General features: G+C 55.8%; 22 protein-coding genes. 13 read left to right on the top strand and 9 right to left on the bottom strand.

From position 1 onward, the window contains the following. Positions 1-16 precede the first annotated feature (16 nt). The 3 genes from rbfA (at position 17) to IAD09_03570 (ending at position 3,441) form a co-directional block, all read left to right on the top strand. Positions 17-352 (top strand): 30S ribosome-binding factor RbfA, encoded by a 336-nt coding sequence (rbfA, locus tag IAD09_03580; GenBank protein ID HIT81307.1) that lies wholly within the window; start codon positions 17-19, stop codon positions 350-352. A gap of 13 nt (positions 353-365) precedes the next feature. Continuing rightward, positions 366-1,616 carry an ABC transporter permease gene (locus IAD09_03575; GenBank protein HIT81306.1) on the top strand — a complete coding sequence of 417 codons (1,251 nt, stop codon included), beginning with the start codon at positions 366-368 and terminating at the stop codon, positions 1,614-1,616. A 97-nt stretch (positions 1,617-1,713) separates the two neighbouring features. Continuing rightward, on the top strand, positions 1,714-3,441 hold the full coding sequence (locus IAD09_03570) for a hypothetical protein (GenBank protein ID HIT81305.1): 1,728 nt from the start codon (positions 1,714-1,716) through the stop codon (positions 3,439-3,441). A gap of 389 nt (positions 3,442-3,830) precedes the next feature. Here IAD09_03570 and IAD09_03565 read toward each other — a convergent pair whose 3' ends face one another. The 3 genes from IAD09_03565 to IAD09_03555 form a co-directional block, all read right to left on the bottom strand. Next, positions 3,831-4,226 (bottom strand): HIT family protein, encoded by a 396-nt coding sequence (locus tag IAD09_03565; GenBank protein ID HIT81304.1) that lies wholly within the window; start codon positions 4,224-4,226, stop codon positions 3,831-3,833. A 67-nt stretch (positions 4,227-4,293) separates the two neighbouring features. Continuing rightward, positions 4,294-4,764, bottom strand: coding sequence for a transcription elongation factor GreA (gene greA, locus IAD09_03560; protein ID HIT81303.1), 471 nt, complete (start codon positions 4,762-4,764; stop codon positions 4,294-4,296). Between the two features lie 179 nt (positions 4,765-4,943). Continuing rightward, positions 4,944-6,101 carry an AhpC/TSA family protein gene (locus IAD09_03555; protein ID HIT81302.1) on the bottom strand — a complete coding sequence of 386 codons (1,158 nt, stop codon included), beginning with the start codon at positions 6,099-6,101 and terminating at the stop codon, positions 4,944-4,946. 341 nt (positions 6,102-6,442) lie between these two features. Here IAD09_03555 and pnp point away from each other — a divergent pair, with 341 nt between their 5' ends. After that, positions 6,443-8,641, top strand: a complete 2,199-nt coding sequence (gene pnp / locus IAD09_03550; GenBank protein HIT81301.1) for a polyribonucleotide nucleotidyltransferase — start codon at positions 6,443-6,445, stop codon at positions 8,639-8,641. Between the two features lie 175 nt (positions 8,642-8,816). Here pnp and IAD09_03545 read toward each other — a convergent pair whose 3' ends face one another. Then, the gene (locus tag IAD09_03545) at positions 8,817-10,097 is read right to left on the bottom strand and encodes a DUF2851 family protein (GenBank protein HIT81300.1); all 1,281 of its coding nucleotides are present in this window, start codon (positions 10,095-10,097) and stop codon (positions 8,817-8,819) included. Positions 10,098-10,643: 546 nt separating this feature from the next. Here IAD09_03545 and dapB point away from each other — a divergent pair. The 3 genes from dapB to IAD09_03530 are packed head-to-tail and all read left to right on the top strand — an operon-like array spanning position 10,644 to position 13,429. Beyond that, entirely contained in the window at positions 10,644-11,357 is a 714-nt protein-coding gene (dapB, locus tag IAD09_03540) for a 4-hydroxy-tetrahydrodipicolinate reductase (GenBank protein HIT81299.1), read from the top strand. Between the two features lie 44 nt (positions 11,358-11,401). Next, positions 11,402-12,802 (top strand): signal peptidase I, encoded by a 1,401-nt coding sequence (gene lepB / locus IAD09_03535; GenBank protein ID HIT81298.1) that lies wholly within the window; start codon positions 11,402-11,404, stop codon positions 12,800-12,802. A 3-nt stretch (positions 12,803-12,805) separates the two neighbouring features. Beyond that, the gene (locus IAD09_03530) at positions 12,806-13,429 is read left to right on the top strand and encodes a WbqC family protein (protein HIT81297.1); all 624 of its coding nucleotides are present in this window, start codon (positions 12,806-12,808) and stop codon (positions 13,427-13,429) included. 59 nt (positions 13,430-13,488) lie between these two features. Here the strand turns inward: IAD09_03530 and rnc are convergent, their stop codons facing one another. The 5 genes from rnc to pdxB form a co-directional block, all read right to left on the bottom strand. Beyond that, the gene (gene rnc / locus IAD09_03525) at positions 13,489-14,259 is read right to left on the bottom strand and encodes a ribonuclease III (GenBank protein HIT81296.1); all 771 of its coding nucleotides are present in this window, start codon (positions 14,257-14,259) and stop codon (positions 13,489-13,491) included. A 42-nt stretch (positions 14,260-14,301) separates the two neighbouring features. Further along, positions 14,302-15,558, bottom strand: a complete 1,257-nt coding sequence (gene fabF, locus IAD09_03520; GenBank protein HIT81295.1) for a beta-ketoacyl-ACP synthase II — start codon at positions 15,556-15,558, stop codon at positions 14,302-14,304. 22 nt (positions 15,559-15,580) lie between these two features. Continuing rightward, positions 15,581-15,817: an acyl carrier protein gene (locus IAD09_03515; GenBank protein HIT81294.1), complete on the bottom strand. Its 237-nt coding sequence runs from the start codon at positions 15,815-15,817 to the stop codon at positions 15,581-15,583. Between the two features lie 226 nt (positions 15,818-16,043). Next, positions 16,044-16,307: a hypothetical protein gene (locus IAD09_03510; GenBank protein ID HIT81293.1), complete on the bottom strand. Its 264-nt coding sequence runs from the start codon at positions 16,305-16,307 to the stop codon at positions 16,044-16,046. 8 nt (positions 16,308-16,315) lie between these two features. Further along, a complete protein-coding gene (pdxB, locus tag IAD09_03505) occupies positions 16,316-17,443 on the bottom strand; it encodes a 4-phosphoerythronate dehydrogenase PdxB (protein ID HIT81292.1) in 1,128 nt (375 codons plus the stop codon). A 169-nt stretch (positions 17,444-17,612) separates the two neighbouring features. On the opposite strand from pdxB, the gene IAD09_03500 reads away from it, so the two are divergent. The 6 genes from IAD09_03500 to IAD09_03475 all read left to right on the top strand — a co-directional run bounded on the left by IAD09_03500 (position 17,613) and on the right by IAD09_03475 (position 23,051). Continuing rightward, the gene (locus tag IAD09_03500) at positions 17,613-18,218 is read left to right on the top strand and encodes a DUF4254 domain-containing protein (GenBank protein ID HIT81291.1); all 606 of its coding nucleotides are present in this window, start codon (positions 17,613-17,615) and stop codon (positions 18,216-18,218) included. A 4-nt stretch (positions 18,219-18,222) separates the two neighbouring features. Then, positions 18,223-18,417, top strand: coding sequence for a hypothetical protein (locus IAD09_03495; GenBank protein HIT81290.1), 195 nt, complete (start codon positions 18,223-18,225; stop codon positions 18,415-18,417). 168 nt (positions 18,418-18,585) lie between these two features. After that, complete coding sequence (locus IAD09_03490; protein ID HIT81289.1) at positions 18,586-19,674, top strand: glycosyltransferase family 9 protein; 1,089 nt, start codon at positions 18,586-18,588, stop codon at positions 19,672-19,674. Positions 19,675-19,728: 54 nt separating this feature from the next. Then, positions 19,729-20,475: a hypothetical protein gene (locus IAD09_03485; protein HIT81288.1), complete on the top strand. Its 747-nt coding sequence runs from the start codon at positions 19,729-19,731 to the stop codon at positions 20,473-20,475. Positions 20,476-20,493: 18 nt separating this feature from the next. Then, on the top strand, positions 20,494-21,507 hold the full coding sequence (gene ruvB / locus IAD09_03480) for a Holliday junction branch migration DNA helicase RuvB (protein ID HIT81287.1): 1,014 nt from the start codon (positions 20,494-20,496) through the stop codon (positions 21,505-21,507). A 47-nt stretch (positions 21,508-21,554) separates the two neighbouring features. Further along, on the top strand, positions 21,555-23,051 hold the full coding sequence (locus tag IAD09_03475; GenBank protein HIT81286.1) for an oligosaccharide flippase family protein: 1,497 nt from the start codon (positions 21,555-21,557) through the stop codon (positions 23,049-23,051).

Here is a 23,051-nt window from a genome sequence, read left to right as displayed (position 1 = left end):
CTAATCTCAATATCTTATGGAAACTACCCGTCAAAACAAGATAAGTCGTCTGTTGCAGAAAGAGCTCAGCGAGATATTCCGCCAGGAAACCAGCAAGACCCACGGCGTGCTCGTGTCGGTGAGCGTCGTGCGCGTGAGTCCCGACCTCAGTGTGGCCAAGGCTTATCTGAGCATATTCCCCTCGGAAAAGGCGGCCGAGATACTCCAATCGATACAGGCCAGCGCCAAGACCATACGTTATGAGCTGGCCTCCCGCGTGCGTTACCAGTTGCGCAAGACGCCCGAGCTGATGTTCTTCCTCGACGACTCGCTCGACTATATCGAGAACATCGATTCACTTCTCCAAAAGTAATCTTTTCACCGCTATGCCCCTTTCGCTGAAAATAGCGGTGAGGTATCTTTTCTCCCGTAAGTCGCACAGCGCCATCAACCTCATTTCGCTCGTATCGGTGCTGGGAGTTGCCGTGACGACGATGGCCATCATCTGCACGCTGTCGGTCTACAACGGCTTCCAAGACGTCGTCTTCTCGCTCTGTTCGCGGCTCGACCCGCAGGTGAGAGTCGAGTCCGTGCAGGGGAAGACCCTCGACACTTCGGCTCCTGAGCTGGTTGCCCTGCGCGATTGTGCCGAGGTGGCGGCGCTGACGCCTGTTGTCGAGGAAAATGCGCTCGTCGTCTTCGGCAACCATCAGATGCCGGTTTTTCTCAAAGGCGTAGGGGACGATTATCCCGCCGTGCATCCGCAACTCGATGAGACGTTGCTCGATGGAGAATTTCTCCTTGCCGACACCGCCCTTTGGCATGTGGGGCTGGGGGCCGGGGTGGCGACCCGCCTCGAAGCCGGAGCCTTTTTTTCGCGCCCGTTGCGGTTGTATGCCCCCAAACGCAAGTCGGCCGTGAACTTGGCCAATCCCTCGGCCTCGTTCCGCGAAAGAGAAGTATATGCCTCGGCCGTCTTTGCCGTAAACCAGCAAGAATATGATGAGGCTTGGGTCATAGCGCCCCTTGCCCTCGTGCGCGAGCTCTATGACTACACCACCGAGGCCACGGCGCTCGAAGTGCGCCTGCATGACCGTGTCGATGAACAGGCTTTCATCGCTCGCCTGCAAACCCGGTTGGGCGACGGTTATCGCATCTCCGACCGTTTGCAGCAACAGGCCTCGGCCTATAACATGATGCAGATTGAGAAGTGGATTACGTTCTTGATTCTGCTCTTTATCCTCCTCATTGCCACGTTCAACGTCATCGGTTCGCTTTCGATGCTCATCATCGACAAGCAGGCCGACATACGCACGCTGCACAACCTGGGTGCCGACGACACCCTCATCTCCCGCATCTTTTTTGTCGAGGGGTGGCTCATCTCGGCCATCGGAGCCGGAGGCGGGTTGCTGGCGGGAATCTTCCTCTGCTGGCTGCAACAGACTTTCGGGCTCCTGCGCATGGGCGGAACCCCCGGCACGTTTGTCGTCGATGCCTACCCGGTGCATTTCCTTTGGAGCGATGCCGGGGTGGTGCTTGTGGTTGTCGTTCTTCTGGGGTTGGTCGCTTCCTGGTTCCCGGTGCGTTATCTGCGCAAACGGTGGCTGGCACGAAGCCACACGGCCGATGTCGACTGAGCCGGTAAGCGATACGGTGGAAAAACTCTTGGCAGAAATTCTTGCGATTTCTCTCCAAATTCCTATTTTTGCCTTTGATATTAAAAAACATTGAGTTATGATGGAAAAATGGTTTTGGCTACTTTGTTTGCCTCTGATGATGTTTTCTTGCGATTTCTTTTCCGACGGAGAAGACGATGATGACGGTCTTATCATAGATCCGCCCGCGACATTCTCTTTTTTCTATGACCTTCAAGCGATAGCGGGTGATACCCTCACCCTGACTACTTACACGCGTCTGGTCGACCCGAAAGTTTTCCTCAATGATATGCCGATGGAGGTGACCGTGCTTGACCGCCTCCCGGACGGAATGACCGGCGACGGGAATATGCCGGTTTCCGGTTCCGATGCAGCCTATTATGTCAAGGTGTCGCTGCCCGCATCGTTGCAAGGAGAGTATGAGCTGCGTGTCGCCGCTTCGCGGGCCGATTCTCCCCAAATGGGAGAGCTGAGCCTCTTGCTCGGATATGTGGGTATTTATGAGATGCAGGCCGACGACTTGGGTGAGTTCCACATGGGGCAACCGGCGTGGGTCGACCTCTCCGATGCCCAGGCCCTGATCGAAATGGTCGAGCCTCACCCCGAAATGAAGATTCGCAGCGGCGCGAAATTTACGGCACACGGTACGCTCGACACACTCATGTGCTTCGATGCCCGGCAACAGCCGTTGCCTCACGCCCGCCTCTACGCATTCCATAAAATCTCGGCTCGCTATATCTATGCCACTCTCTCCTATGTGTCGCATGTCGATACGATATATTCCGAGATGGACAATTATATTGCCTATCGCGAGCCGTCTGAGGTAACCCGACAGGTTATCGTACTGCCCGAGAACGGTCTTATCCTGTCGCTGGAAAAGGCTGCCGAAGCCTATCCGTCGGCCTTCTACAACATGTACCGGGTGCAGTTCCGTTGCGAGTCCGACGATGAATTCTATTTCATGCCCGAATATGAGTGGAGCCCCTCGGTGACCGATGCTCCCATTTACCGCCTGCGGGTCGACCGGGACCTCCTCGCCATGATTTCCCTGCCGATGGAGGCCGAAGAGTATGCCTTCCTTTCGAGTCGGATTGTGGAGGTGGAGCAGGTCTATGACGGAGGTGTGGGAGCTGCTAATACGGCCTCTTTCTCGTGGCTGGTGTACGACGGAAAGATTGTCCTGAACGAGTCGACGCTTCTCGACGGCGAGGCTGTGTGCACGATTCAGCCCAACAGCGGCACGCCTTCGTCGGGCTTTGCCGGTATGCCGTCGGTATTTATTACGCCGCAAGGCTCTCTTTGTGCGCTGCGCCGCACTACCAAAGGATATTACCAAACCGAGCAGCTGGGCTCGTCGAACGGCTCTTACCGCTGGTATACCCATCATCAGTATTTCGATTTTGAGCCGGGCAGCTATATTGTTGTTACCCGCACGGCCGATAAACTCTATATCTCGGCTTCGGGCCGCTATTACAGTTGGGGAGCCGACGGTAGGGTGGAATCGACCGACTGTCAGGCCTATGACGAAAGTTTCGTTGTGGCCAAGAACTACTATCCCTATGCCGACAGCTATCTGTACTCGATGGCAACGGAGGGGCTTTTCCGCACCCGTCTTGATGACCGCAGTGAGCGGACTCTGATACTGCCGGCTTCCGAAGGAGAGATTGCCTGGGTAGAGATGTCGGGCGAACGCGCTCTGATTACCACCCGCGATGGTGCCTTCTTCCTGAACGACGGGCAGGATACGCATGCTATCGAGCCTGAGGGAGGCTGGGGCCTCTCGGGCTACGGTGTGCTGGTGCGGTAATCTGGCAGGAAAAGAGATAAAACCGAGAGCGGGTCGCTTCTGTGAGGCGGCCCGCTTTTTTCTTTGCAATGAATGTGTGCCTTCCCGTCGTATCGTGCAGCACGCTGTTATTACCTTTTGTCGCAAGACATCGGTGCGGATAAGTAGCGATGGGGGAAAGGGGTGTGGCGATGAAAGGTGCAGCCTCTTCTCTTGCCGGTAGGGCGTTCGGTGAGCGGGTGGAAAAAAGTATAGCCCCGTGGGGTCCGGGGCTATATGGAGTGTTCTTGGAATGTAGAAACTTACCTTTTCTTGGGCGAACGGCGGGACTTCCCGGGCCGGCTGTGCAGATGCTATCGTGTAGCGGTTGCCGGGGTGTCGTTCCCGTTTACCGGTAGGGCGAAGAGTCGTTATTTCATTTCGGCCGCGATGGCGGCGGCGATGGCCTGCATCTCTTCGGGAGCCAGTGCCAGTTTGGGGTTGGAGATAATCATGTCGCTCTCTTTGTTGATGGGTATGAGGTGTATGTGGGTGTGCGGCACTTCAAGACCCATCACGGCTACGCCGACGCGTTGGCAGGGAATTGCCTTTTCGATGGCGTGGGCCACTTTCTTGGCAAAGAGTTGCAGCGAGACGTAGGCTTCGTCGTCCATGGCGAAGAGATAGTCGCCTTCGGCTTTGGGAATGACCAGCGTGTGGCCTTTGGCGAGGGGATTGATGTCGAGGAAGGCGAAGTTTCTTTCGTCTTCGGCTATTTTGTAGCAGGGTATCTCTCCGGCTACGATGCGGCTGAAAATAGTAGGCATATTGCAATCGGTTTTTTTAACGGACGGGGTATGGGTGCGGGGCTTGGCGATAAGGAGCCGTCGCGCCTCAGATAGAAATGTTTACAATCTCGAACGTCATGGTGCCCGAGGGAACTTTTATTTCGACGATGTCGCCGATTTTCTTTCCCAGCAGACCCTGCGCAATGGGGGTACTCGATGCGATCTTGCCCTCTTTGAGGTTGGCTTCGCTTTCGGTGACGATGGTATATTCCATCATCATGTTGTTTTTGGTGTTTTTTATTTTGACGCGGTTCAGGATTTGCACCGTGTGGGTGTTCAGTTTCGAGTCGTCGATGATACGGGCATTGGCCACTTTGTCTTTGAGCTGCGATATTTTCATTTCGAGCAGACCTTGCGCCTCTTTGGCGGCGTCGTATTCGGCGTTTTCCGACAAATCGCCTTTGTCTCGGGCTTCTGCAATCTGGCGCGAGATTTCGGGGCGTTTTACCGATTCGAGATAGTTGATCTCTTCCATCATTTTTTTATAACCTTCTTCGGTCATGTACACGATAGCCATAAGAAAATTCTCCTATACTTTGATTTTGGGCATTGTTGATAATCTGTGTTAGCGGTAAGGGATAACAAAAAAGAATCCCGGCTGTGCACAACCGGAACTCTCTGTTCTCTTATCAATATGTGGCGAAGATAATCTCTTTTTTTTGATATTCCAAATAAATTGGGCAAAATCGAGCGCAATTATTTTTGTTTGAGTAACTTTTCTATGGCCTGCGGCAGGTCTGAAAGTTTGGCCACGCGCTGTTGCAAGGTGTTCTGGCGGTCGATGAGAAATGCCGTGGGGAGCGACTGCACGTTGTAGGAGAGAGCGGCGCGGGAGCGGGTCGTGTCGGCGTCTCGCACGCAAATCCAGGGGAGGTTATCGGCCGATACCTGCCAGAGGTTTTCGTTGGGGTCGATAGATACCTGGTAAATTTCGAGTCCTTGCCGGTGGTATTTCTGGTAGAGTTGGGCCAGGGCGCGGTTGTAGTCGGGGGAGTATTTGCCTTCGTAAGCCGAGAAATCGAGGAGCACGACTTTTCCTTTGAGGTCGCTCAGGCGGCGTATCTTCCCATACAGGTCGGGCAAGGCGATGTCGATGAGCGAAATCTCGTTGGCTGCGGGCATCTGCGGTTCTTTGCCGGCTTCCTGCTTGGCTTCGCGCTCGTTCTGCAAGATGGCCAGGGCGAGGCGGTAGAGGTGCTGTGTGCGGGGCGATTCGGGCAGGAAGGTGTTGTAGGCGTTGGCGACGGTCAAGATGTAGCGGTAGTCTTCGCGCTTGGTGCGGTCGAAGATGTCGAGCCCGTTGACCTGCTGGAAGATGGCGAAGTAGGCCGACGGAGAGGCCGGGTCCTCGACGATGTAAGGAATGACGGTCTCTTTGTAGCGGCGCACCTCGTCTTGCAGTCCTTCGAGAATCCGTCGCTGTTGGTCGGTCGAGGTGATACGTTGCCGCGACGCTTTTTCGATGGCGCCTTTCAGGGCGTTTCCGGCAGCGGCGATGTGGCGTATCTTCTCACTCTCTTCCGAGCCCGACACTTGGTAATCGGCGGCGATGGGCAACCCGGGTATCTCTACGGTTATCGTCTCGGTCGAGTCGACCGCCAGGTGGATATAGGAGTTGTCGAGCCGCAGCCGATAAAACTCGGGATAGGGGGTGCCGGGTGCTGCAAACGAGAATGCACCGTCGGTCGGGAGTTTTGTCGAATCGAGCAATTCCGTGCCGGTGAGTTTTACGGCTTCGAAGTAGAGGGTTTTGCCTTCGCTGCCGGCAATGTGTCCTTCGATATGGAAATCGTTGCGGTGGCAACCGCTGACCAGGAATGCCAGCAAGAGTATGGGAAAGAATTTTTTTGTCATGGGTAAAGCGATTGTTTCCAGCACAAAGATAGAAAAAGACGAGAGCAGAAGCAAACGGGAGCGGAAGTTTTCACGCACGACCGGGACGGGTCGCCATCTATCTCCTTCAAAAATAGAAAAATTGAACGGAATATCAAACCTGCCGGGCGCTTCTCCTGCCCCCCTTTTTTAGCCTTCGGCCATATAAATCGGAAGGTGAAAAATAGACCGTGGAAACGCTCCTGTGACAAAAAGACCCTCCAAATGGCTCGTTTTTAATGAGATTTTCATATCAATAACACAATCGGCCCATAAATTTTGCTTATCTTTGCCTGATTTTTAGAAGTTAGAAGAAATAGAAAATGAAAATTGTAAAGAAAACAATTGATTTGGGCGATGGAAGAACCATCACCATCGAAACCGGAAAGTTGGCCAAGCAGGCCGACGGCGCCGTAGAGGTGCGCATGGGCAACACCATGTTGCTGGCCACCGTCGTATCGGCCAAAGAGGCCGGCGAAGGCGTCGATTTCATGCCTTTGCAGGTGGAGTATAAAGAAAGATATTCGGCCATCGGCCGTTTCCCCGGCGGATTCACCCGTCGCGAGGGTCGTGCTTCGGATTATGAAATCCTCACGGCTCGTCTCGTCGACCGTGCGTTGCGTCCCTTGTTCCCCGATAATTATCACGCCGACACGTTTGTCAATGTGATGCTTTTCTCTTCCGACGGAAAAGACATGCCCGATGCCTTGGCCGGGCTGGCTGCTTCGGCTGCTCTTGCCGTCTCGGACATACCGTTCAACGGCCCCATCTCCGAAGTGCGGGTGGCCCGCATCGACGGACAGTTCAAGGTGAACCCCACCTTTGAGGAACTCGAACGTGCCGATATGGACATCATGGTAGGTGCCACCTACGAAAACATCATGATGGTCGAAGGTGAAATGAACGAGGTTTCGGAGGCCGACCTGCTCGCTGCCATGAAATTTGCCCACGATGCCATCAAGGTACAGTGCAAGGCACAGATGGAGTTGGCCGAAGAGGTAGGTTCGACCGTAAAACGCGAATACTGCCACGAAGTCAATGACGAAGAGTTGCGCAAGGACATTTGGGCCAAATGCTATGACGAAGCGTATGCCATCGCCCGCTCGGGAAATACCAACAAGCACGCCCGCAGCGACGCTTTCGACGCCATCGTCGATAAATACCTCGCTGCCATGGAGCCCGAAGAGGCCGAGGCCAAGAAAGACCTGGTGAAACGTTACTATCACGACGTGGAGAAAGAGGCCATGCGCCGCTGCATTCTCGACGAAGGCCAGCGTCTCGACGGCCGCACCACGACGCAGATACGTCCCATCTGGTGCGAAGTCGACTATTTGCCCGGTCCTCACGGTTCGTCGATTTTCACCCGTGGCGAGACCCAATCGCTCTCGACCGTTACCCTCGGTACGAAGCTCGATGAGAAAATCGTCGACGATGTGCTCGACCAGAGCCGCGACCGTTTCCTCCTTCACTATAACTTCCCGCCGTTCTCGACCGGTGAAGCCAAGGCCAGCCGCGGCGTGGGCCGCCGCGAGATAGGTCACGGAAACTTGGCCAACCGCGCCCTCAAACGCATGATTCCCGATGACTATCCCTATGTAATCCGCATCGTGTCGGATATTCTCGAATCGAACGGTTCGTCGTCGATGGCCACCGTTTGTGCCGGAACCCTCGCCCTCATGGACGCCGGTGTGAAAATCAAGAAACCGGTGTCGGGTATCGCCATGGGATTGATTACCGACAAGGACAATGTGAAATATGCCGTTCTCTCCGATATTCTCGGAGACGAAGACCACCTCGGTGACATGGACTTCAAGGTGACGGGTACCCGCGACGGTATCACCGCCACGCAGATGGACATCAAGGTCGACGGGCTCTCTTACGAGGTACTCGAAAAGGCTCTCAACCAAGCCAAGGAAGGACGTATGTATATCCTCGACAAACTGCTCGAAACCATACCCGAACCGCGTGCCGAGTTCAAGCCTCATGTTCCTCGCATCGAAGTCATCGAAATACCCAAGGACATGATTGGTGCTGTTATTGGCCCGGGCGGTAAGATCATTCAAGGTATTCAGGAAGAGACCGGTGCCATTGTCACCATCGACGAAATCGACGGTGTGGGTCGTGTCGAAGTGGCTGCTCCCGACCGCGATGCCATCAATGCCGCATTGGCCCGCATCAAGAGCATCGTAGCCATTCCCGAAGTGGGCGAAGTATATACCGGAAAGGTGAAATCGATACTTCCCTTCGGTGCCTTTGTTGAGTTCATGCCCGGCAAGGACGGTCTGCTCCACATCTCCGAAATTTGCTGGAAACGTCTCGAAACGATGGAAGAGTCCGGCCTGAAAGAGGGTGATGAAGTGACCGTGAAACTCATCGAAATCGACCCCAAGACCGGGAAGTTCCGTCTCTCGATGAAAGAGTTGCAACCGCGTCCCGAGGGAATGCCCGAGCGTCGCGAAGGCAATGGCGGCGGAAACGGTGGCAATCACTATCACCGTCCGCGTCGTGAGAAGAAAGACTAATGCGAGCGGTATCTGCACCGCTTAACCTGCAACGGGGTGGCACCATGTGTGCCACCCCGTTTTTCTTTCTTCTGCTCAGTGTAAAGGCCGTGCAAGAGGTCCGTTTTTGAGGGGCAAGAAAAGCCCTTGTGGAAGCCGGCACCGGGCTTGGGCGTGATGGAGCGCGATGCCCCGGTTACTTTTTCTCCCGGCGGGCGAGCAGCCGGTGTCCTATGCGGCAATAGATGCACTTGTGCGGTTCGCAGTAGGCGGTGTAGAGTTGCAGGGCTGCCTGGCTGTCGAGCGCCGACTCCATGACGATACCGGCTGCCGACACGCGGCGCATGATGTGGTTGTCTTCGGCAGGCAGGCTTTCGAGCAACCGCATGGCCCGGTCGGCGAAGATTTCGCTCCCGATGCGTGTCGCGTAGGCGTAGAGCAGGGGAGCCACACAGTTGATGATGAGCAGTCGCACGGCACCCCGTCCCAGTGTCTTGATGCGGGGCGGAGATTCCACGCCGAAGGAGTAGTGCGTGTCCCAGTAACCTTCGAGGTGAATGTCGAAGAGCGATTGTATGGCCTTCTCGTCTTCGCATTCGAGCAGGCGGGCAAAGAGGGTGAATCCCCGGTGTATGAGTTGCGCCAGCAGGGCGATGCGCTGGTGGGGAAAGTTGGCCGGGCGCAGCCGCATGAATTTCCAGGCTGTCGGGTCGATGGGCGTGAGTGAGAATTTGTCGCGCAGGAAGTCATACTCCCGGCTCAGACGCGAGGCATAGGGGTCGGCAGCTCCCTTTTCACGGTCGAGCAGACCGGCCTGTCCGAAGAGGAATGCCTCGACTTGCAGCAGCGAGTCGGCATGCTTTTGCAGGAAGAGCAGCGGCAGGCTGCGTGCCAGCCGCTCGAAGGCATCGCTGTTCACCCCGAAGCCCATGCTCCGGGCCAGGGTGATGTAGCACACCTCTTCCCAGTTGCCCTGGTGCTGTGCGAGCAGGTCGTCGATGCGGCCGCTCTTCTGTTGCAGGCGTTCGAGTGCGAGGGCGGTGAGCCAGTCGGTGAGAAAAAGGGGCGGGAGCTCACCGATGCGTTCGCGGCAGGGTAGCGATTCGCTCTGCGAGGTGAGGAAGGCATAGTCGTCCTGCAATGTCTGGGGAATGGTCACGACCCATTGCGGCACCGCCTCGCCGTTGGAGCGGAACACCTTGGCATCGGCTTCGGTCACGACGTGCAGCACCACCGAGTCGTAGGCTTTGTCGGCCGAGTGTCCGTGCACCGTCCAGTCGCTCGCCCGCAGGTGCATCTCTACATTGCCCGCCCACAAGCGGTCGCCGATGCGCACCTTGGCGTTGAAGAAGTCGGGCCCGGCATTCGGGTTGCGCCGACCCGGGTCGACGACCTCGATGGCCTCGCCCCGGGTGGTCAGCGCCGGCACATGGCTCAGCAGTCGCTGTTCCCACATATAATACAGGAGTTTTTCCATAATCGTGTTACGATGTGAAACCTTGTTTTTCGAGAGAAAAAGTCTTTTTTATTTTATTCGGGCGAGAAGCGGCGTTTCCCCTTTTTGCGTGAGGCCGCCGTCGCGTTGTGAGGCCGCCGTGTGCTCGACGGGGATTCCATACAGGCACTCCCGACGCCGGGTCGTTGTATTCCCGCTCGTGGGCGGGAATGACGGTGCCCTCTGCGCTCACCTTTCGCTATATTTTCAGAATATAGGATTCGGTTCGGCATAGCCAAAAACAGAAAACTTCGTTTTCCTTTTGTCTCTGCGCTCACCTTTCGCTATATTTTCAGAATATAGGATTCGGTTCGGCATGGCCAAAAGCAGAAAACTTCGTTTTCCTTTTGTCTCTGCGCTCACCTTTCGCTATATTTTCAGAATATAGGATTCGGTTCGGCATAGCCAAAAGCAGAAAACTTCGTTTTCCTTTTGTCTCTGCGCTCACCTTTCGCTATATTTGCAAAAATATAAGATAATGGGCTGAAAAGCCGATGATTTGTTTATGTTATAAAACACAAGACAGCTATGAAACTTGCACTGATAGGATATGGAAAGATGGGACACGCCATCGAGCAGATAGCCCGCAGCCGCGGACATGAAATCGTGTCGATTATCGATGTGAACAACCCCGAGGAGTTTGAGTCGGAGGCTTTCCGCAGCGCCGATGTGGCCATCGAGTTTACGGCTCCGTCGGTGGCGCTCGGCAACTACCGCAAGGCTTTTGCCGCCGGTGTGCCGGTCGTGTCGGGCACGACGGGCTGGCTCGAACATCTGCCCGAGGTGCAGGAGGCCTGCCGCAACGGGCAGACATTTTTCTATGCCTCCAATTTCAGCCTCGGCGTGAACATCTTTTTTGCCCTCAACAAGTATTTGGCCCGTATCATGAACCAGTTCCCGGCCTATGAGGTGAAGATGGAAGAGACGCACCACATACACAAGCTCGATGCTCCCAGCGGTACCGCCATCACGTTGGCCGAAGACATCATCGCCTGCCTCGACCGCAAGACGGCGTGGGTCGAAGGGCGCGAACCGGCCGAGGGTGAAATCGGCATCAAGGCCATACGCCGCGACGAGGTGCCCGGCATTCACACCATCTGCTACGAGAGCGATGTCGACACCATCACCATCACCCACGATGCCAAGAGCCGCATGGGCTTTGCCCTCGGTGCTGTCGTGGCTGCCGAGTTTACTTGCGGCAAAAAAGGTTTCCTCACCATGCAGGATATGCTCAAATTCTAAATACGGTTGTTATGTCTTTCTCATCACCTACGTTGAAAGAGCGGTTGCAGGCCGTGAAGAAGACCCGCTGGATACGTTTTGGCGTGGCGGCCGTCCTTTTTATCCTTTTTGCGGTGTGGCTCGACAATTACTATATTTTGCCGTTGCTCATCGTCATGGCCGACATCTATCTTACCCATTATGTGCCTTGGACGTTCTGGAAGCGGTCGAAAAACAAGACCGTGTTGCGTGTCATGGAGTGGGTCGATGCCATCGTGTATGCCTTGGTGGCAGTCTATCTTATCAATATTTTCCTTTTCCAGAATTATAAGATACCCACCTCTTCGCTCGAAAAATCGTTGCTCGTGGGCGATTACCTTTTTGTGAGCAAAGTTAGCTACGGGCCGCGCGTGCCCAACACGCCGCTCTCGTTCCCGCTCGTGCAGAACACCTTCCCGATACTCAACATCAAGTCCTATGTCGAGTGGCCGTCGTGGCCCTATCACCGGTTGGCCGGCCTTGGCGAGGTGAAACGGGGCGACATCGTCGTCTTTAATTTCCCGGCGGGCGACACGGTGGCCGTGCGGGTGCCCAATCCCGACTATTACACGCTGGTCCATTATGTGGGACGGGAGGCGTTGAAACACAACAAGGAGCAGTTTGGGGAGATTGTCTATCGACCCGTCGACCGGCGCGAGAACTATGTGAAGCGTTGCATCGGCATGCCGGGCGACACGTTCGAGATACGCGACAATCAGGTCTATGTCGATGGCCGAGCCATCGAGAATCCCCGCAACATACAGTTCAATTACTTTGTGATGCTGCAACCCGGCTACCGTTTTGTCGAGAAGCAGTTCAGGGAGTTGGGCGTGAGTGCCGATGACCGCCGTTTGGTATCGGCCGATCGCGGCTGGTATAACGATTTGCAGGCATTGGGCTTTTATCCCGATTCCGACGGTACGTTTCCCACCATTTATCACATGCCGCTTACGCCCGAAGCCCTGGCGCGGGTGAAGAAATATCCCTATGTGTCGAAGATTGTGCAGGAGCCGGGTGTCTATGGTGGAGAGGCTTATCCGCTGGGGTATGGCAAGGGGTGGACGCGAGCCGATTTCGGCCCGCTGTGGATTCCCCGTCGCGGCGATACCATACGGCTGACGGCAGAGAATTATCCGCTCTATGAACGGGCAATCCGAGACCACGAGGGCAATCGTCTCGAACGGCGTGACGGCCGCATCTTCATCAACGGAGAGGAGACCGATACCTATTGCTTCAAGATGGACTATTACATGATGTTGGGTGATAATCGCGACAACTCGGCCGACAGCCGTTTCTGGGGGCTTGTGCCCGAAGACCATATCGTGGGCAAGCCGCTCTTTGTGTGGTTGTCGATAGATAAAGACCGCAGCTGGTTCGACGGACATATTCGTTGGAACCGCCTCTTCCGTCCTGTTTCGTCGTTGTAGTCCATGTCTGTCGTTTATCTTTCCACGGCCTATTTGGCTCCTGTCGCCTATTATCGGGCCTTGTGCCGCTACGATAGGGCGGTGGTCGAGGCGTGGAGCCATTATGTGAAGCAGTCCTACCGCAACCGTTGCACCATCATGTCGGCAGGTGGGGAGTTGTCGCTCTCCATTCCGGTGGAGCGTACGCGTCCCGGCAAGCCTTTTACCCGGGACATGCGCATCTCGACGCATGATAACTGGCAGCATATCCATTGGAATGCCATCGCATCGGCCTATGGTTCGTCGCCATTTTTCGAGTATTATCGCGACGACCTTTTCCCCTTTTACGAGAAGTCGCAGGCGGGGCGTTTCCTGCTCGATTACAATCGCGAACTGCAAGAGACGGTGTGCCGCCTGCTGGGTATTTCGCCCGACGTCTCATACAGCGACTCATATCTCTCGCCGGGTGACGATGCCGACGATTTGCGCGATGCCATCAACCCGAAACGCCCTCCCGTCGAAGCGCTCCTGCCGCGTCCGTATTATCAGGTTTTTTCGATGAAATGGGGCTTTTCGCCCAATCTTTCGATTATCGATTTGTTGTTTAACATGGGGAACGAGTCGCTTCTTGTGCTCTATGACCGCTGATGTCGACTCCCTTTTCGAAAACGACGGCGGCAGAGATTTGTTCTCTGCCGCCGTCGTTTTTACTTCTCTTTCCCGTTTTCGTCGGTCGCCGCTTTCTGTGGCGTGCCCTGGTAGAGAATGGCCCGCAAGAAGTCTTTGTCTTGGTGCAACTGTTTCAGAATCTGTTGTGAGGCTTTCTGTTGGGCTTCTTTCTTGGAATATCCCGTGGCCGGATTTCCTTCGACGTGTCCCGCAATGGCCCGCACGGTGAAGAGGGGGTTGTTGTTTTCGTCGAAAGAGGAACTTTCGAGTTTCCAGTCGACCTCGACGCGGTGACGCTGTCCCCACTCGACGAGTTTCGATTTGAAATTGATGTCGGTCTGGGTGACCTGTTTGAGGTCGATGTGGCGGGCGAAGATGCGTTCGGCGATGAATCGGCGGCAGAATTTGAAGCCTTGGTCGAGGTAGATGGCTCCGATGAGGGCCTCAAAGGCATTGCCGTAGATGTAGTTGTTGTGTGAGGTGTACTGTATGTCGGTCTGCACCAACTTGTCGAGCCCCATTTCTTCGGCGATGCGGTTGAGGTTTTCCCGGCGGATGATGCGGGAACGGGCATTGGAGAGGAATCCTTCGCGGTTCTCGGGGAAGGCGTGGTACAAGATGTCGGCCGTGACGAGCGTGAAGACGGCATCGCCCAGGAATTCGAGCCGCTCGTTGTTGATTTTGCGGCCGTTTTCGTCGGCCACGGTGGCCGAGCGGTGGGTGAGTGCCTGCTGGTAGAGCCCGATGCGGCGGGGATAGAAACCCAGCAGGCGGTAGAAAGACGAATAAGGCTCCTTATGTCGTGACATAAAGAGCCTTACGGAAAAGATGATCTTCTCAAACACGATTTCTTACTTCGAGAATTTTTTCACAATGAGACTGGCGTTGTGGCCACCGAATCCAAACGTGTTGGAGAGGGCTACATTGATGGTTCTCTTTTGTGCTTTGTTGAATGTGAAGTTGAGTTTGTAGTCGATTTCAGGATCTTCATCGCCTTCGGTGAAGTTGATGGTCGGGGGCACGATGTCGTTCTCGATGGCTTTCACGCATATCATCGCTTCGGTGGCGCCGGCAGCACCGAGGAGGTGTCCGGTCATCGATTTGGTGGAGCTGATGTTGAGCTCGTAGGCGTGATCGCCGAAAACTTGCTTGATGGCTTTTGCCTCGGAGATGTCACCTACCGGAGTCGAGGTACCGTGCACGTTGATGTAGTCGACCTCTTCGGGTTTGATGTGGGCGTCGGCCAAGGCGTTTTCCATCACCAGTTTGGCACCCAGTCCTTCGGGGTGGGTGGCGGTGAGGTGGTAAGCGTCGGCCGAGAGACCGCCGCCAATGACTTCGGCGTAGATTTTGGCTCCGCGGGCCAAGGCGTGTTCGAGCTCTTCGAGCACGAGGCAGGCGGCTCCTTCACCCATGACAAATCCGTCGCGGCTGGCGCTGAACGGACGGCTGGCGTGTTCGGGGTCATCGTTGCGGGTCGAGAGGGCGTGCATGGCGTTGAATCCGCCTACACCGGCTACCGAAACGGGGGCTTCGGCTCCTCCGGAGAGAATCATGTCGGCCATACCCAGACGCACATAGTTGAAGGCATCGATGAGCGCGTTGGTCGACGAGGCGCAAGCCGATACGGTGGCGAAGTTGGGACCGTGGAAACCGTAAATCATCGAGATTTGGCCGGCAGCGATGTCGGCAATCATCTTGGGAATGAAGAACGGATTGAATTTCGGCCCTTTCTCGGCGTCGTAACTGCGCATTTCGTCTTCGAAAGTGCGGATACCTCCGATGCCCGACGTGTAGATGACGCCAACCCGGTTTTTGTTTATTTTCTCCAAGTCGACGCCCGAGTCTTCGATGGCTTCCTTGGCCGAGGCTACGGCCAGTTGAGCATAACGGTCGAATTTGCGAGCCTCTTTTTTGTCGAGGTATTTGGTGGGATCGAACCCTTTGACTTCACAGGCAAATTGCGTCTTGAAGAGTGACGCATCAAAATGAGTAATAGGCCCGGCACCACTTACTCCATTTATAAGGGCATTCCACGTCTCTTCGACGCCGATGCCCAATGGGGTAACTGCTCCGAGGCCTGTTACTACGACTCTTTTTAATTCCATAAGGTGTTAAGAGGGGTCGTTTTTACTTTGCGTTAGCTTCGATGTAAGATACAGCGTCGCCTACGGTCGTGATTTTTTCAGCTTGATCGTCGGGAATGGTAACATCGAATTCTTTTTCGAATTCCATAATCAACTCAACCGTGTCGAGAGAATCGGCACCCAGGTCGTTGGTGAAGCTGGCTTCGTTGGTTACTTCAGATTCTTCGACACCCAGTTTGTCGACGATGATAGCTTTAACTCTTGATGCAATTTCAGACATAACTTCCAGTTTTTAGTTAGTGAATTAGTTGGTCTAATTGTTATTTTGCGAGGCAAAGAAACGGCTTTTTCTCCAAACAAAAAAATATTTTGCGCAGAAAGTTGCATATTCTTGCACACTCGACCGTCTTTTGTGCAATAAATACCCCCGTTTTGGCTATTTGAAAATGACAGTTTTTCTAAAATCTGTTGCAAGAGGCCAAATTTTCTTGAATGGCATATTCCTGCTATCTGGGGTGGATATAGGCCATGAGTTCGCCTACCGTGCTGTCGGGCGTCAGGGGCGCGTCAGTGCCCAGGAACGGCAGCGTGAGGGGGGCGAATGTGGGGGCGTCGCTGGCTGTATCCAGTTCTTCTTCGAGGGCGAGAAGCAATTCTTCGATGTCGACTTCGTCGAGACCCAGGTCGCCGAGGGAGCGGTCGTCGGTCAGTTGCGAGATGTCGATGCCGAGATGGTCGGCCAAGATGCTTTTGAGGTTGTCGGTGTGCATGGTGGATATTACAGTGAAGGTTGTGCGGGTGAGGTGGCAAAACCCCAGTTCTCGAACCGCCGTGCCAAGGCGGGTGGGGTGAGGGTGTAGGCGCCGAATTCCCGGCGCAGGGGGTAGTTGCCGCGTAACTGTTCGAAGGTGTCGGGGCGACTCTTCAAGGCGGCGCTGTCGGTCATCGGGTCGTATGTCGCCCACACGGCACGGGCGGTGTCGTCGTCTTCCCCCGTCAATGTGATGAGCGGGCGGGCCGGTGCCGGGGGGACGATGGCCGACAGGTCGATGGCCACGCCGAGTCGGGTGGCGACGGCGGCGACCATGGCCCGGGTGGCATTGGCTTTCCCGTCGGCCGAATATCCGGCGATGTGCGGAGTGGCGATGAAGGCTTTTTGCAGCAGCTCGGCGGAGATGTGCGGCTCCCCTTCCCAGCAGTCGATGATCATGTCGCTTACGGTGCTGTTGCGGTAAGCGTCGAGCAGGCACTGTTCGTCGACGACACCGCCGCGGGCGGCGTTGATGATGACGGGGCGGCGTCGCAATCCGGCGAAAAACGCGCTGTCGGCCAGGTGGTAGGTGGGGTGGTTCCCTTCCCGGGTGAGCGGGGTGTGGAAGGTGATGTAGTCGCACCGGTCGGCTATCTCGTCGAGGGCGACGAAGTTCTCGTTGCCTTCTTTCTCGGCGCGGGGCGGGTCGTTGAGGAGTACCTGCATGCCCAGCCGCCGGCAGTGGGTCTCGACCTGCCGGCCCACATGGCCCACGCCCACGATGCCGATGGATTGTGACGAGAGGTCGATGCCTCTTCGGGCGGCGTGCCGCAGCAGCGAGGCGGTGATGTACTGGGCGACCGAGGCGGCGTTGCACCCCGGCGCGTTGAGCCATTCGATACCTTGGCGGCGGCAATAATCGGCATCGATGTGGTCGTAGCCGATGGTGGCTGTGCCGATGAAGCGGCAGCGACTCCCGTCGAGCAGGTCGGCGTTGCAGCGGGTGCGGGTGCGGACAATCAGCACGTCGGCATCATGCACGGCCGTGCGGTCGATGTCGGCCGGTGCGAGGTAGCGCACATCGGCATACGGCTCCAAGATGCCGCGGATAAATGGTATTTTGTCGTCGATGACGATGACTTTTCTTCCTTTCATGACAAGCAGGCTTGTTTTGACACTCCGCCACAAAGATAAGATTTGCGAAGAGGATTTCCGGCGTCGAAGAAAGCAAAAATGAAATTATTTACTTTAAAAATTGACAAATTCATAAAGTATGCGTAAGTTTGTCCCTTATTCCGGAATCTTAAATTATCATACATCTATGATGACATTCAGCGAGAAGAGCAATCACATCTTTTGGAACGCTACACAAGACTATCATAAGCACGATGATGTCGATGCCCCGATGATCAACCCTTTTTCCGAGAACACCATCGAATATGACCTTTACCACAAGAATTGGATTGATGCCGTACAATGGCATCTCGAAGATATTGTGCGCGACCCCGAAATCGACCCCGTGAAGGCGTTGGCCATCAAACGCCGCATCGACAAGTCGAACCAGGACCGCACCGACCTGGTGGAACGCATCGACAGCTATTTCCTCGGGAAATATGCCGACGTGAAACCCTTGCCCGATGCGGTGATCAACACCGAGAGCCCGGCTTGGGCCATCGACCGCCTGTCGATACTGGCGTTGAAAATCTACCACATGCAGCAGGAGGTGGAGCGTCGCGATGCTTCGCCCGACCACATCGAGCGTTGCCGGGCCAAACTGGGGGTTCTTCTCGAACAGCGCACCGACCTCTCGTCGGCCATCGACCAGTTGCTGGACGACATCGAGCAGGGTCGCCGTTATATGAAGGTCTACCGCCAGATGAAAATGTACAATGACCCGTCGTTGAATCCGGTCTTGTATAATCAGAAATAACAGAATGGGAAAAATCGCCTTTCTCTTTCATGACGGGAAGAACCGAAAGTTTCCCTATTATTTGCGCAACGTCTTGCGTTATCAGTGTCCGTCGATGCTTTATCGCCGGGCACTGTCCGCATTATTGGAAGAGATTGAGTCGCGAAGTGATGCCGCTTGCATCAAGGAGCGTATCGATTATGATAGCCGTCTCGCATGAGGAACCGTTGCACTACTGCATCTCCCACCCCGAAGAGATGAAACGTATCATTGCCAATGCCACCGTTATGTCGATGCGTTCAGGGACCGTCGCCGGGAAGACCTTATTTCGACAGGCGTTTTATACAAGTACTTTGTTCCTACCGGACAAATATGAACCTTTTTATCTATGAAAGAACAGTCAGCAGACAACAATAAGCCGGGTGGCCGTCATGTGGCCATCTTCCGGTTTTCGGCTCTGGGTGATGTGGCCATGACGGTGCCGGTCGTGTATGAAGTGTGCCGGGCCTGTCCCGATGTGCGATTTACCTTTTATACCAAGAAGGCGGTGGCGTCGCTCTTCCTTTATCCGCCGGCCAATCTTTCTGTTTTCCCGGTCGACACGCACGGCCGTTATCGGGGCTTGCGCGGTCTTTGGCGCCTGTTCAGGGAGGCTCGTGGGCAGGGGGTCGATGTGGTGGCCGACCTGCACAATGTCTTGCGCACCCGCATTCTCGGCCTCTTTTTCATGATGGCGGGCGCCCGTCGTGCCGTGCTCGACAAGGGTCGCTCGGCCAAACGCCGGCTGACGGCGCGGAAAAAGCCTTCTCCCCTGCACCCGCTGCCTACCTCGTTCGACCGGTACAAGAAGGTGTTTTCCCGGTTGGGATTTGAGACGCCCGATACCTTTGTCTCGGTTTTCGACAACGACCGTCTGCCCCTGCCGTTGCCTGCCGGCATAGAGCCTCGACGCCCGGGAGAACACTGGGTGGGAGTGGCTCCGTTTGCCAAGCATGAGGGCAAGATATATCCGCTCGACCGCAGCGAGGAGCTGGTCGCACGCCTGTCACAACGTGGCGATTGCCGCGTCTTTCTCATGGGGGGCGGCGGTGAAGAGGCGACCCGGCTCCATGACTGGGCGACCCGCTATCCGCAAGTCGTTTCGTTGGCCGGGCAACGGTTGGGTTTTGCCGTGGAGCTCTCGATGATGCGCCGCATGTCGCTGGTCGTTTCGATGGACTCGGCCAATATGCACCTAGCTTCGCTGGCCGGGACGCCGGTCGTCTCGGTGTGGGGGCAGACTCACCCGTTTGCCGGCTTCCTGGGCTGGCGGCAGCGCGAGGAGAATGTCATGCAGTTGCCCGACATGCCTTGCCGCCCCTGTTCCATTTTTGGCAACAAACCCTGCTACCGGGGCGATTATGCCTGCATGCACCACCTCGTTGTCGATAAAATTTACCGCCGCATCGAGGAGATCCTACAACAGGAAAAACAATAGGAGGAGACATCTTTCGCACAAATCCGTTATATTTGCAGGAGAAACCTGCCGCACATGAAAATTGTCATCGACCCGCAATACACTTCGCTGCACCGCTATGTAGAGCAGTTGCCCGGCCAGTTCGACCGGGGAGAGGTCGTGTATGAGGCGCGGAATGTGTTGCGCCGTTTCTGTTGGGACGGGACGGTCGTGGTCGTCAAGAAATACAAGATGCCAATCCTCATCAACCGGTTCATTTACGGTACCTTCCGCAAATCCAAGGCCCGCCGCTCGTTTGAGTACGCCCATGTCTTGGAGGAGAAAGGTTTCCGCACGCCATCGGCAGTGGCCTATATCGAGGAGCGCCGCTGCGGCCTGTTCGCGGAGAGCTATTTGGTGACGTTGAATGAGGAGTACCCCCAAATGATGCGCCGCTTCCTCCCTGACGAGTCTCTTACCGGCGAGGGGAAAAAGGTGTTGCGGGCATTCGCCGCTTACACGGTGCGCCTGCATGAGGCCGGCGTCCTGCACGAGGATTATTCTCCCGGAAACATCGCCTTTGAGATAGCAGGCGACAAGGTTTCTTTCTCGCTTTTCGACATCAACCGCATGCACTTCGGGCGGCTTTCGCGCAAAAGATGCCTGCACAATCTTTGCCGCATCACCCCCTCGATTGTCGTGCTTTCTTATCTGGCGGGCGAGTATGCCCGGTTGCGGGGGTGGAATGTCGAGGAGTCGGTGGCGGAGGCCCTGCGGGCGCAGACCCGCTTCTTCAACTGGGCGACCTACCGCTATGTGCGCCGCCGGAGCAGGAAGCCGTGAAAAAAACTGACTGACGAAATGGAAGATTTTGATATAAGAAAACAACGCTACGATAAGGAGCAGGAGTTTGAGAAAGCCTTGCGCCCGTTGGCATTTGAAGATTTCAGCGGGCAGGAGAAGATTATCGAGAACTTGCGCGTCTTTGTCTCGGCGGCCAAGATGCGCGGCGAGTCGCTCGACCATGTGCTGTTGCACGGGCCTCCCGGGCTGGGAAAGACGACGCTCTCGAACATCATCGCCAACGAGCTGGGGGTGGGTTTCAAGATAACCTCGGGACCCGTGCTCGACAAGCCGGGCGACTTGGCCGGCATATTGACGTCGCTGGAACCCAACGACGTGCTGTTCATCGACGAGATACACCGGCTCAGTCCCGTGGTGGAGGAGTACCTCTACTCGGCCATGGAAGACTTCCGCATCGACATCATGATCGACAAGGGACCCAGCGCGCGGTCGATACAGCTCGACCTCAACCCCTTCACGCTGGTGGGCGCCACCACGCGCAGCGGCCTGCTCACCAGTCCGTTGCGGGCCCGCTTCGGCATCAACTGCCACTTGGAATACTACGACCACGAGATATTGAGCCACATCGTGCAGCGGTCGGCCGCCATATTGAAGGTGCCCTGCACGACCGAGGCGGCCGTGGAGATTGCCATGCGCAGCCGGGGTACGCCCCGCATCGCCAACGCCCTGTTGCGCCGCGTGCGCGACTTCGCGCAGGTCAAGGGCAGCGGGCGCATCACCATAGAGATTGCCCGTGTGGCGCTCGAAGCACTCAACATCGACCAATATGGCCTCGATGAAATCGATAATAAAATATTGATGACCATCATCGACAAGTTCAAAGGCGGCCCCGTGGGGCTTACCACCATCGCGACGGCTTTGGGCGAAGACCCCGGTACGCTCGAAGAGGTGTATGAGCCTTACCTCATCAAGGAGGGATTTATCAAACGCACGCCGCGGGGACGCGAGGTGACCGAGTTGGCCTATACCCATCTGGGGCGCAGCCGCATCGACCAAGGGTTGCTCTTCTGACCTGCACGGCCTGCTGGTGAAACGTAACGACAAAAAACGAAAACGAAATGTCCGGAATAAAAAGTTTGGCCAAGGATACCGCCGTTTACGGCATGAGCAGTATCGTGGGGCGTTTTCTCAACTGGTGCCTGGTACCGCTCTACACCCACGTCTTCACGCAGGCCGAATATGGTGTGGTGACCTACCTCTATTCTTTGGTGGCGCTGTTGCTGATTATCCTTACATACGGTTTGGAGACCGGCTTTTTCAGGTTTGCCAATCATGAGAAATACAGCGACCCGATGCGTGTCTACACCACGGGGCTTGTTTCGTTGGCCGTTACGTCGTCGGCGTTCCTGCTGGCGGTGTGGATTTTCCTCGCGCCCATCTCCTCGGTGCTCGGGTCGTCGGGCGACCCCCGTTATGTGATGATGTTGGCCGCGACGCTGGCCATTGATGCCTTCACGTCGTTGCCGTTCGCCTATTTGCGATACAAGCAGCGCCCGCTTCGTTTTGCGGGCATCAAGCTGTTGTCGATATTCCTCAACATCGGACTGAACCTCTTCTTTATTCTGTTGTGCCCGGTCTTGCAGAGAAACCACCCGGAGTGGATAGCCTGGTTTTACCGGCCCGACTTCGGGGTGGGCTACATCTTCCTTTCCAACCTGATTGCTTCGGCCGTGACGCTGGTGGTGCTCTTCCCCGAAGTGGCGAAGGTACGCTACCGGTTCGACGCCGAGATTTGGCGGCGCATGATTGTCTATTCGTTCCCGCTCCTGATCATGGGCTTGGCCGGGATTATGAATCAGACCATCGACAAGCTCATCTATCCGTGGCTGGTGGGCGACCCCGACCGGGCCATGGCCGAGCTCGGCGTGTATGGCGCCAATTACAAGATTGCCATCGTCATGGTCATGTTCATTCAGGCGTTCCGTTTTGCCTATGAGCCGTTTGTCTTTGCCAAGAGCCGCAGCCGGGGCGAAGACAGCCAGAAAGCCTATGTCGATGCCATGCACTATTTCATCATCTTCGGGTTGTTGATTTTCCTGGGCGTGATGTTTTTTCTCCCGGTGTTGAAATATTTTATTTCTCCGCGCTATTTCTCGGGACTTGCCGTGGTGCCCATCGTGATGGCGGGCGAGTTGTTCTTCGGTATCTTCTACAATCTTTCCCTGTGGTACAAACTGACCGACCGCACCTACTGGGGTACGATTTTCTCGCTCTTCGGACTGGCGATAACCCTGCTCGTCAATATTCTTTTCGTGCCCCGCTACGGTTACATGGCCTGCGCGTGGGCGGCGTTCCTGTGCTACCTGTCGATGATGGTGGCCTCATATGCCGTGGGGCGCAAGTATTATCCGGTGCCCTATAAGTGGGGGGCGGCCTTCCGGTATCTCCTTTTGGCCGCCGTGCTTTATGTGGCGGCGATGTATGTGCCCATTGCCCATACGGCGGCGTTGTTGGCCTTCCGCACGGTGCTGCTGGTGGTGTTTGTCGCCTATGCGGTGAAGAAAGACGTGCCGCTGGCCGAGTTGCCTTTCGTGGGGAAATACTTCAAGCGGTAA

Source organism: Candidatus Caccoplasma merdavium (assembly GCA_018715595.1).
Lineage (GTDB): Bacteria > Bacteroidota > Bacteroidia > Bacteroidales > UBA11471 > Caccoplasma > Caccoplasma merdavium.
The sequence above is the reverse complement of the archived record's forward strand: the minus strand, read 5'-3'. Positions and strand labels throughout refer to the sequence as shown.